General features: G+C 65.0%; 11 protein-coding genes and 1 pseudogene. 8 read left to right on the forward strand and 4 right to left on the reverse strand.

Translation table 11 applies throughout. From position 1 onward, the window contains the following. Nucleotides 1–47 precede the first annotated feature (47 nt). Entirely contained in the window at nt 48–2,036 is a 1,989-nt protein-coding gene (locus ACRECX_RS10715) for a L,D-transpeptidase family protein (RefSeq protein ID WP_431558826.1), read from the reverse strand. A gap of 388 nt (nt 2,037–2,424) precedes the next feature. On the opposite strand from ACRECX_RS10715, the gene ACRECX_RS10720 reads away from it, so the two are divergent. The 8 genes from ACRECX_RS10720 (at nt 2,425) to ACRECX_RS10755 (ending at nt 8,609) form a co-directional block, all read left to right on the forward strand. Next, nucleotides 2,425–3,507 (forward strand): mechanosensitive ion channel family protein, encoded by a 1,083-nt coding sequence (locus ACRECX_RS10720; protein WP_431558827.1) that lies wholly within the window; start codon nt 2,425–2,427, stop codon nt 3,505–3,507. Nucleotides 3,508–3,610: 103 nt separating this feature from the next. Beyond that, nucleotides 3,611–4,222: a LemA family protein gene (locus ACRECX_RS10725; RefSeq protein ID WP_431558828.1), complete on the forward strand. Its 612-nt coding sequence runs from the start codon at nt 3,611–3,613 to the stop codon at nt 4,220–4,222. Nucleotides 4,223–4,258: 36 nt separating this feature from the next. Then, nucleotides 4,259–5,035 (forward strand): TPM domain-containing protein, encoded by a 777-nt coding sequence (locus tag ACRECX_RS10730; RefSeq protein ID WP_431558829.1) that lies wholly within the window; start codon nt 4,259–4,261, stop codon nt 5,033–5,035. Between the two features lie 12 nt (nt 5,036–5,047). Beyond that, a complete protein-coding gene (locus ACRECX_RS10735) occupies nt 5,048–5,671 on the forward strand; it encodes a TPM domain-containing protein (protein WP_431558830.1) in 624 nt (207 codons plus the stop codon). Continuing rightward, a complete protein-coding gene (locus ACRECX_RS10740) occupies nt 5,661–7,043 on the forward strand; it encodes an MFS transporter (protein WP_431558831.1) in 1,383 nt (460 codons plus the stop codon). Before ACRECX_RS10735 ends, ACRECX_RS10740 begins: the two co-directional genes overlap by 11 nt. A 135-nt stretch (nt 7,044–7,178) precedes the next feature. After that, a complete protein-coding gene (locus tag ACRECX_RS10745) occupies nt 7,179–7,400 on the forward strand; it encodes a hypothetical protein (protein WP_431558832.1) in 222 nt (73 codons plus the stop codon). A gap of 132 nt (nt 7,401–7,532) precedes the next feature. Continuing rightward, nucleotides 7,533–8,201 (forward strand): hypothetical protein, encoded by a 669-nt coding sequence (locus ACRECX_RS10750; protein WP_431558833.1) that lies wholly within the window; start codon nt 7,533–7,535, stop codon nt 8,199–8,201. Nucleotides 8,202–8,342: 141 nt separating this feature from the next. Then, nucleotides 8,343–8,609 (forward strand): GlsB/YeaQ/YmgE family stress response membrane protein, encoded by a 267-nt coding sequence (locus ACRECX_RS10755; RefSeq protein WP_431558834.1) that lies wholly within the window; start codon nt 8,343–8,345, stop codon nt 8,607–8,609. Between the two features lie 103 nt (nt 8,610–8,712). Here the strand turns inward: ACRECX_RS10755 and ACRECX_RS10760 are convergent, their stop codons facing one another. The 3 genes and pseudogenes from ACRECX_RS10760 to purH form a co-directional block, all read right to left on the reverse strand. Then, the gene (locus tag ACRECX_RS10760; RefSeq protein ID WP_431558835.1) at nt 8,713–9,522 is read right to left on the reverse strand and encodes a L,D-transpeptidase; all 810 of its coding nucleotides are present in this window, start codon (nt 9,520–9,522) and stop codon (nt 8,713–8,715) included. A 219-nt stretch (nt 9,523–9,741) separates the two neighbouring features. Further along, nucleotides 9,742–10,083, reverse strand: a complete 342-nt coding sequence (locus tag ACRECX_RS10765; protein ID WP_431558836.1) for an SMR family transporter — start codon at nt 10,081–10,083, stop codon at nt 9,742–9,744. Between the two features lie 27 nt (nt 10,084–10,110). Beyond that, a pseudogene (gene purH / locus ACRECX_RS10770) lies at nt 10,111–10,817 on the reverse strand (bifunctional phosphoribosylaminoimidazolecarboxamide formyltransferase/IMP cyclohydrolase); the annotation flags it as partial.

Raw genomic sequence — 10,817 nt, forward strand, 5'->3', positions numbered from 1 at the left:
GTCGGCGCGTGAACTGCAACGCTGCTGCTGGAAGGCGAACCGTCCGGCTAGAACGGCCAGCCGCGATAGGGTCGCGTCGTGTTGCGATTATAGGTAACCGTCGGGGTACGCCGCCGCGTAGTGGTGACCCGGCGCTTCTTCTTGGGACGCGGCTCGACCACGCCCTCCGACAAGCTCGCCTTTTGCACCGTGGCCGACTTGCTCGTATCCCATACGAGAAAGTCTGCGCCCTTCGGCAAGGTTGCCGAGTTGATGGCGGTGTCGGCGATGATCAACGACGAGCCGGGCGTCAACCGCTCCGAGAGGTTTTGGCGGATGTCGTCGGGGATCTCGATGCGGTCGAGCACGGCCGCAGGATCGTCGCCGTCTTGCAGACTGACCGCCATCCACTGTGCCTTGGTGTCGCCCGGCTCGAACTTCATCACCGTGAACAGGTGCGTGCCGAGCGGCTCGTCCGGGTTGCGGAAGCGGATCGCCGTGTCGAACACGCTGGCGAACTGCTGACGCACGAACAGATGCCCGGCTGGCGGCTCCTCCTTGCCGGCGACCTCATAGATCTTCTTCACCACGTCGTCGGTGAAGGCGCCGGTTTCCGGCATGCCGTTGTCTTTCTGGAAGGCCTTGATGGCCCTCGACGTCAGCGTGCCGAACGTGCCGTCAAAGTCCTGAGTCTCCAGATAGCCCAGGGACGCCAAGGCATGTTGCACGTCGATCATGCGGTCGCGCTGGGTGCGCCGGGTTAGGAGAATACGCAATGGCGCCGTCGAGCGCGGCTCGGCGGCCTCGACACCGGCGGCAACGACGCCGGCGATGAGCTTGGCAGCCATGGCGGACGGCTTTGCCAATGGCACCGGCGGATGGGCGTCGGGCACCAGCATCGCCAGCACGCCGGAGACGGGCGCGGACACCGGTTGCGCTAGGGCGGTCGCCAACACCGTCAGGATCGGCCCGGCCTGCGGCTCGGCCAGTGCGACGGCAGCAACCGTTTGGCCTGGAGTCGATTCGCCCTTGGCGGCCTCCGTCTCACCGGAGTTCGGCAGCGCGGCACTCGGCACTGGCAGGGCATCTCCGCCAAGGCGCTCCTGATCCTTCGTGAGATCCTGGGAGGCTTCAAACCCAGCGTGCTGCGCGGGGGATACGGGCGGCGTGGCGACGGCGTGCATGCTGCCGCCGGCCGAAGGGCCTGCGTTGGGGTCGATGGCATGGACACGGGTGTCCTCGAAGATCGCCTGGGAAACGGAGGCCTGCGTCGGCGGCGGCGTCTCGACCGCCGCGTGCTTCTCCGACTTAGCCGCAGAGAGCGGCTCAGGCGTCACCTCGGGCTGGGGTGGGTCCGCGATCAAATCGTCTGTCTGGGCCTTGGCCAAAATCACGGGGAGGGTCGCGCCGAGAGTGGGCTCGGTCTCGTTGCTCGACTGGCGCTTCAGATGCAGCCCGTCCTGCTCTACCAGCACCGGCGGGGCGGGCGGCGGGAGCGGCTGGAACAGCGCGGTATGCTCGATCAGCTTGGGCGCAACCCGGCTGCGCGCCACGACGACGTGCTCGCCGACAGTGGTCATGGAGAACAGCTTGGGGGCAAAGGAATGGGGCAGCCGGACACAGCCATGGGAGGCCGGGTAGCCGGGCACCACGCCGGCATGCAGCGCCGTGCCGGACCACGTCAGCCGCTGCATCCACGGCATCGGCGCACCGGCATAGAGGTTCGAGTAATGGTGCCTCTTCTTCTCCAGGATGCTGAACACGCCGGCCTTGGTGGCGTAGCCGCGCATTCCGCTCGAGACTGATGAACTCGTGACGAGCGTCGTGCCCCGGTAGATGTCGACCTTTTGATTGGCGAGAGAGACGATCAGCGTCATCGGCTGGCCGGCATCGGCCTCAGGAATCGCTTCCTCGACCGGGGCGCTTTTCTGGCTCCTTTTCGCGTCGGCAGGCGCAACACCAATCGTCGTCGCGAAGGCAGCGGCGCCGAGGCAGACAGCAATGGTCGAGAGAGCCCTCTTGGCGGCCGTGGCCGCCTCGTTCCCTGTCATACGCATACGCAAACCCACTCGCTCCCCGTTAAGGGCCGGTCCATAGCGAGCCTCCGCGAGTCCCCCAAAATCGACTCACGAATCACACTAAAAGAGGCCCCAGAATTTGACCAGTAAAGCCTTCCGATTGCCTAACGCACTGCGAAAACTGTGGGAATCCGTTCCAGGTTCGCGCGGCACGGAAAAAAATCTCGCTACTGCCAGTACTTAGTTGGGACGCATCACCTGACAAGTGTCCTGCGCGGAAGACGGCGCCGGGCACCCATCTCCGAAGAAACTTTGCCGTTGTTTCATTCTCGCAACACTCGGGCCGACCGGATCGTTCCCTTAGAGGGGTGGTCAAGCCCGAACGAGCCTCTAGGCTAGGCGGAAGCCCACATCGCAAGGACCAGTCATGCCGGAATTCTTGGAAAGCGAGCTCTACGGCAACGAACTGACGGATTGGGGGCTCGCAGCCCTCCTCACTGCGGGTGTGTTGGCCCTCGCCCTTGTGGCAAAGCTGGTCCTGCTACACCGGCTGCCCGCCGCCGCGCCGACGGACGAGTTGCGCTGGCCCACAGTTCTGTACGAACTCGTCCAAAGAACCTCCACGCTGTTTCTGATTATCTCTGCCGTCTACGCCGGCACGACGTTTCTAACGCTGCCTGAGGCATTCCACCGCCTCGTCTTCTCGGTCTTCATCGTCGCGCTCTTCATCCAGATCGCGCTTTGGGCCGACCGCCTTGCAAGGGCCTTGTTGATTTGGCGGCTCGCGCCCGTCAAGACCAAGACGGCAATGCGCAATGCGCTGACGCTGATCGAATTCTTCGTGCGCGTCGCGGTGTGGTCGGTCGCGCTTCTTTTGATCTTCGAGAATCTCGGATTTGACGTCACGGCGCTGGTCGCCGGCCTTGGCATCGGCGGTATCGCTGTGGCGCTCGCCGCCCAGAGCGTGCTCGGCGATCTCTTTTCATCGCTCGCCATCGTGCTCGACCGTCCCTTCGAAGTCGGCGATTTCATCGCGTTCGGCGATCAGAAGGGCACGGTAGAGCGCATAGGAATCAAGACCACGCGCATTCGCAGCTTGTCTGGCGAGCAGATTTCCTGCTCGAACACCGATCTCATGAACTCGCGCGTCCACAACTACAAGCGCATGGCCGAACGGCGCGTGCTGTTCGTCGTCGGCGCCGCCTACGAGACGCCGCAGGCCAAACTTGAAAAGATCCCCGCGTTCATCAGAGAGATCATCGAAGCTCAGGAGTTGACCCGCTTCGAGCGGGCGCATTTCCGCAGCTTCGGCGACTCGGCCCTGGAGTTCGAGACGGTCTATTGGGTGCTGAGCCCCGACCAAAGCACGTATATGGACATCCAGCAGGCGATCAATTTCGCGATCTTCCGCGCCTTCGAGCAGGAGAGCATCGACTTCGCATTCCCCAGCCAGACAATCTATATGCCCGAATTGAAGGAGGCGTTGGGGACGATCGTTGCGAGACAGTAAATCTCGCCCGGCACGACCTCCTTAGCCCAGAAGCCGAAACCGCTTGCCACAGTGCCGGGCGCTCAATACACGGGTTGCGGCCAAAGCTCTCAGGGAGGAAGCCATGCTCGCATTGGCGCGTGTCCGTCCGGGCGGTGTATCCCGCGCAATCTGCCTCGTGCTCGTCGGGTTGGCCGTCGCCGGCTGCGGCATCAACACTATTCCCACTCTCGACGAGCGCGCCAAGGCTGCGTGGAGCGAGGTGTTGAACCAATATCAGCGCCGCGCCGACCTCATCCCCAATCTCGTCGAGACGGTGAAGGGCTTCGCCGAGCAGGAGAGTAAGGTGCTCACTGATGTTGTCGAGGCGCGTGCCAAGGCGACGCAGATGCAGATTCCGCCGGACATCCTCACCAATAAGGAAGCCTTCGAGAAATTCCAGGACGCGCAGAACAATCTCTCCGGCGCGCTGGGCCGGCTGCTCGTGGTCGTCGAGCGTTATCCCGACCTCAAGTCGAATCAGAACTTCCTCGCCCTACAGTCGCAGCTCGAAGGCACCGAGAACCGTATCGCCATCTCCAGGCGCGACTACATCACTGCGGTGAAGGACTACAACACCGAGCTTAGGACGATTCCCGGGCGGTGGTGGCGTGCGCTGCTCTACCCGGATGCCGAGCCGATGGAGAATTTCTCCGTGGCGGAAGAGACGACCAAGGTGCCGGAGGTGAAGTTCTAGCGCCGGGTCGAGCCGCCGGCTTCTGGCGAGGGCCACATGGCCTCCATGCTCTTGCGCATCTCCGTATTGGCGTCGGCTCTGGCGCTCTGCCTTGCGCTCCTGCCCGTATTCGCCGCCCCGACCTTTCCCGAGCTCACCGGCCGCGTCGTCGACGGCGCGGACCTCTTGAGCCCGGAGGATGAGGTCGCGTTCACGGCCGAACTTGAGGCACTCGAGGACAAGAGCTCCGACCAGCTCGTGGTCGTCACACTTCCGTCCTTGCAAGGCTACGAGATCGAGGATTTCGGCTATCAGCTTGGCCGCCACTGGGGGATCGGCACCGCCAAGCTCAGCAACGGCGCGCTGCTCATCGTCGCCCCCAACGAGCGCAAGGTGCGCATCGAGGTGGGCTACGGGCTCGAGCCGATCCTCACCGACGCACTCACCAAGATCATCATCGACAACGCAATCCTGCCGCGCTTCCGCGCCGGCGATTTCGTCGGCGGCATCAAGGACGGCGTGCGAGACATCGCGCTCGTGCTGCTGGGCGATGCCGCCGAGGTCGAGGAACGCGCCAAAGCGCGGCCCGACGCCGACGAGCCGGCCATCGACTGGTTCACCATCATCTTCTGGATCATCATCATTCTGTGGGTGACGTACAGCATCTACAACAGTACGCAGTACGCCGGCACCACCTCCGGACGGCGGAGCGGCGGCTCGAGCTGGAGTAGTGGCGGCTCTGGCGGCTGGAGCGGCGGCGGCGGTGGCGGGGGCGGCGGGTTCTCCGGTGGCGGCGGCTCATTCGGCGGCGGCGGTTCGTCGGGCAGCTGGTAGGAACGAGCAGCCATGCGCCCCTTCACCCCGGAAGAGCACGCCAGGATCAGCGAGGCCATCGCGAACGCTGAGAAGAACACGAGCGGCGAGATCGTCGTGGTTGTGGCCCGCGCTTCCGCCGGCTATCGCGCCTTTGCCCTGATGTGTGCCGCGCTCATCGCGCTCGCCGTGCCGCTGCCCTTCATTCACTTCACCAAATGGCCGGTGGAGTACATCTATCTCGTGCAGCTCATCGTATTCCTGGTCGCCGCCGCGGTGTCGCAATGGGAGCCGCTGCGCATCGCCATCGCGCCCGGCGTGGTGAAACGCGCCCGCGCCCATCAGCGTGCCGTCGAGCAGTTCCTTGCCCAGAACCTGCACACCACCAAAGGGCGCACCGGTGTGCTCATCTATGTGTCTGCCGCAGAGCGCTATGCCGAGGTGATCGCCGACGAGGGCATCTACCGCAAGGTGAAGCCGGAAGTGTGGAACAAGGTCATTGCAACGCTGACCGCGCATATCGGCGAGGGGACACGCACCGAAGGCTTCATCGACGCCATCGAAATTTGCGGCAAGGTTCTCGCCCAGCATTTCCCGCCGGGCGTCGGCGATCGCGACGAGTTGCCGAACCATCTGATCGTGCTCGATGTCCCCTGACCCGCGGAGGCGCGAACCGGCGACGGCTGGCAAGCGGGGCCTTCTCGGCTGGGTCCTGTTCGACTGGGCGGCGCAGCCCTTCTACACCCTCGTCGTCACCTTCCTGTTCGCGCCCTATTTCGTGAACGGCTTCATGGCCGATCCGGCGCACGGCCAGTCGGTGTGGGCCTACGCCACCGGCATCGCCCAGCTCATCGCCGCGATCTCCGCGCCCGTGCTCGGCGCCATCGCCGACGCCGGCCTGCCGCGCAAGCCGTGGATCGCCGCGTTCTCGTTGCTGCTGGTCCTCGGCATGTCCGGGCTATGGTTCGCCGTTCCCCACGACACCTCGCTCGTGCCGCTCGTGCTCGTCTCGTTCGGCATCGCGCTGATCGGCGCCGAGCTTGCCACCGTGTTCACCAACGCCATGATGCCGGGGCTCATCTCGGGGAGGAGGCTCGGCACTCTGTCGGGCGTCGGCTGGGCCACCGGCTATGTCGGCGGCATGGTCAGCCTCGTGCTGGTCGCCGGCCTCATCGTCGCCGATCCCGCCACCGGCAAGACCCTGCTGGGTTTGAAACCGCTTATGCCGCTCGACCACGCGGCCCGCGAAGGCGATCGCCTGGTCGGGCCGTTCTCGGCGCTGTGGTATTTCGTGTTCGTCCTGCCGCTCTTTCTCTTCACGCCGGACCGGCCCGACCATTCTGCCGCCCCCCATCCGGTACGCGCCGGCCTCACGCATCTCGTCCGCTCGGTGAAGGACCTCGTGCGCAACCACTTCCAGATCGCGCTCTTTCTCTTGGCGCGCATGCTCTATGCCGACGGGCTCGGCGCCGTGTTCGCCTTCGGCGGCATCTATGCGGCGAGCGTGTTCGGCTGGGGCGCGACCGAACTCGGCCTGTTCGGCATCGTGCTCACCACCGCCGGCACGTTCGGCGCCGCGCTTGGCGGCGTGCTCGACGACCGCTTGGGTTCGAAGACGGTGATCGCCGGCACGCTGCTCCTGTTCATTGCCGCCTCGATCGGCGTTCTTTCCATCGACCAGGACGAGGTGCTGTTCTTCATTCCCGTCGCGCCGAAGGTGACCGGCAGCGCGATCTTCGGGTCCACCGGCGAGCAAGCCTATCTCGCCTTCGCCGTTTTCATCGGGCTTGCCTCAGGTCCGATCCAGGCGTCGAGCCGCACGCTCCTTGCGCGCATGTGCCCGCCCGACAAGACCACCGAGTTCTTCGGCTTCTTCGCCTTTTCCGGCAAGGTTACGGCATTCGCCGCGCCGCTCGCCATCGGCGCTGTAACCGCGGCGAGCGGCAGCCAGCGCCTCGGTATCTCCATGGCGCTTCTCTTCCTCGTCGCCGGGCTGCTGTTGCTGCTGCGTGTGCGCCCGCAGCGGTGATGCGGAACCCTCCGGGAGATCGCCGTCTCTCAATGTCGCACGGCAGGAACCGAGGGAGCGGCTCTGCGTTGGCCCCTAGTATTGCCGAAACCGTGGCATTAGCGCGGAAAGGTTGAAGGACAGCAGGTACGTGCAATGACAGTCGAGACGACACCGCACGACGACGCAATGCAGACGACAGATTTTCGCTTTGTTGTCGGAGACGGCTCCGACCATGTCGTGTTGGAGTTCGATACGCCGGCGGAGCAGACAGAGGTCTATCTCACCAAGGGACAACTCGAACGCCTCCTCTTGGAGGCCGACACTGCGGTGGAAAAGCTGAAATGCCGGGAGAAGCTGGGTGAGAGCGGCAGCTAAACGCGCCACCCGCCATTCCGTATTCAGGCATTATGAGCCTCACGGATCCGGCCTACGTCATGGTAATGCGGCGGCGTTGGCGTTAAAGTCGTAGGGGCTGGGCGAAGAGCCTACTGAGATCGGGGGGCGATCATGAGAAAAGTTGCAGCTGTGGCAGCTGTGCTGTCGGCCTGCCTGTTGGCGGCCTGCGAGCAGCCGGCCGAGGAAAAAGCCGAGGAACCGACCGAACAGCCCGCTGCCGAGGAGCCGGCCGCTGAGGCGCCGGCCGAAGAGGAAGCGGCTCCCGCCGAGGAGCCCGCAGCCGATGAGCCTGCCGCGACTATGGACGAAGGGGTGCCCGAGGAGCCATCGGTCACCCATGAGCCGGCGGCCGACGAGGTGATGGAGGAGGGCCGGGAAGAGATCGTCGTCAACCCGCCAACCGTCGCGGACGATGCGCCGTCGGAGCCGTCCACGGGCGAACCGCCGTCGGAGTCGCAGCCGCAGCCGGTCGTTCCTGAGGAGGGCGCGATGGACGAAGGGGTGCCCGAGGAGCCATCGGTCACCCATGAGCCGGCGGCCGACGAGGTGATGGAGGAGGGCCGGGAAGAGATCATCGTCAACCCGCCAACCGTCGCAGACGATGCGCCGTCGCAGCCGTCCACGGGCGAGCCGCCATCGGAGTCGCAGCCGCAGCCGGTCGTTCCAGACGACGAGCCTGCGGACGACACCGACGATACCGGCTCGATCGCCCCTCCGGACGACGGCCTTTCGTCCCAGCCGCAGCCGGAATATCCCGACGGCAAGCCTGAAGGGCTGTAGGCGGCCGTCCGTCAGCCGCTGACCTCAACAGGGGAAGAAGGCGGATGGCGACATGTTCTGGCGCGGGGTGGGCGGTTGCGCTACCTTCGCTGCCTCTAGAACAGGTGGCACCGAACAGGGCCACAACGGGAGGGGGGACTCATGGATATCGTTGGCGTGCTCGTTGCACTGATCATCGGCGCGATTGCCGGTTGGCTCGCAGGCGTCATCGTCGAAGGCGCAGGATTCGGCCTTCTGTGGAACATCATCATCGGCATCGCCGGCGCGTTCATAGCGGCGCTGCTGTTCCCGCGGCTCGGGCTGGGGCTCACCCTTGGCGGCGGGATTGTCGGCGCCATCGTCACCTCGACCCTTGGCGCGGTCATCCTGCTTCTGATCGTGAACCTGATCCAGCGCCTCGCGGCTTGAGGCTTTAGTCCCTCGCAAGCGTGGCAGCGGCGGCGCGTGCGGGCGTTGCCGCCCAATCAGGCACGTCTAAAGCGGCGCCTGGCGGGGAACGCCATGGCGCGGACTACCGCTGCCCGAACAGCCGTTTTAGCAACCCGCCGCGCCGCTTCGGTTGAACCTCCTCGGCGGGCGACACACGCACATAGCTTGTGTTGGAGCTCGCCGCAGGCGAGACATGTTCACCCCCTGGGGTCAGTCCGGCCAGCACGACCTTGGTACGATCGAGGCCGTTCTCCTCGACGAGCTGATAGAGCGTCTCGGCATTTTCTGGCGAGATGCGCACGCAGCCATGGGACGCGGGCCTGCCGAGATGCTTGACCTCCAAGCTGCCGTGGATCGCATGGCCCTTCTTCGTGAAGAAGATGGCATGGGGCATGGGCGCGTTGTCCCATTGCCTGGAGTACCAAATCTCGTTCATGGAGCCCGGCGTGAAGCTCCCCGACGGCGTTGAATAGCCTGCACGCCCGGTCGAAACCGGCCAAGTATATGTCTCGGTGCCGTCGACCCACACCACCATCTTCTGCTTGGCCTTGTCGATATCGATAAGGATCTCGGACGGAGCAGGCACCGCCACATCGACCGGGATCGCTTCCAGTGCTGCGTCGCACACATTGGCGTTGTCGTCCCACGTCAGACTGGCCTGTTCGCAACCCGCTCTGGTCAATGGCTGCCGGGCGCTGGGCGGCGTTGCCGCCAAGTCGGGCGTGCCGCCCGCAACCTTCGGCGCCGTCGTGCACACATTGGCATTTTCGTCCCAAGCCAATTGGGCCTGATCGCAGCCGGCCCGGGTCAAAGGCTGCGGACCATCATACGCAAGCGCCGGCGTTACGGCGCAGCCGCAGATAATTGCGAATGTGGCGGCAAGGATTCTCACGTCTCATCTCCTCTCTAGAGTACGCGCAGAGAAGACTTCTCGTCCCCTCGGTATGTAACGGCGCGGGCTCGAAAGAGTTGCATTGCCTCTGTGACATGCGACCCCACGCAGCGACGAGACCTGAATCTACCTGGCCAGAGTTAAGGCAATCTGATCGCCGCGTGTCACAAAGCCGACATACGCCGCGCTACCCACGCGTGATGTCTGCCGGCGCTCTCGTTAAAGCAGCGTGGACTTCGAGAACAGGTTCATGACGATCACGCCGGCGGTGATGAGGGCGACGCCGATGAGCGCCGGCGCGTCCAGCGCCTGCTTGGACCAGACCCAGGCGGCGACCGTGATCAGCACGATCGCAAACCCCGACCAGATGGCATAGACGATGCCGGCCGGCATCGCGCGGAGCGGAAACGACAGCAGCCAGAACGCGGCGATGAAACAGACCACCGCAATGATGCTGGGGACGAACTTCGTCAGGCTTTCCGATTCCGCGAGCGCGATGGTGGCGATCACTTCGGTGAGGATCGCCGCGGCCAGGCACATATAGATCGTCCCTTGAGTCATCAATTCCTCCCGATAGGCGCGTCGCCATCAATGCCGGAAATGGCGCATGCCGGTGAACACCATGGCGAGGCCGGCGGCGTCGGCGGCGGCGATCACCTCGTCGTCGCGCATCGAGCCGCCCGGCTGGATCACCGCGGTGGCGCCCGCCTCCGCCACCACTTTCAGGCCGTCGGCGAACGGGAAGAACGCGTCGGACGCCGCCACCGAGCCGACCGTTAGCGGCTGCGCTAGACCAAGCGCTTGCGCCGCGTCCTGGGCTTTCCGCGCGGCGATGCGCGCGGCGTCGACGCGTGACATCTGGCCTGCGCCGATGCCGACCGTGGCGCCGTCCTTTGCATAGACGATGGTGTTCGACTTGACGTGCTTCGCCACGGTGAAGGCGAAGATGAGGTCGGCGAACTCCTGGTCGCTCGGCGCGCGGCTGGTCACCACCTTGAGGTCTGCGCCCGATACCATGCCGTTGTCTCTGCTTTGCACGAGGAAGCCGCCGGCGAGCGAGCGGAAGGTGAGGCCCGCGGCGTGCGGGTTTGGCAGTCCGCCCGCAAGCAGGAGCCGCAGATTCTTCTTCGCGGCTACGATGGCGATCGCCTCCTCGCTCGCCTCAGGCGCGATGATCACCTCGGTGAAGATCTTGACCATCTCGCGCGCCGCCTCGGCGTCGAGGGGGCGGTTCAGGGCCACGATGCCGCCGAACGCGCTCACCTGGTCGCAGGCGAACGCCTTCTCGTAAGCCT

Origin of the sequence: Methyloceanibacter sp., assembly GCF_050726195.1 — a bacterium.
In the GTDB taxonomy this organism is placed as follows: Bacteria; Pseudomonadota; Alphaproteobacteria; order Rhizobiales; family Methyloligellaceae; genus Methyloceanibacter.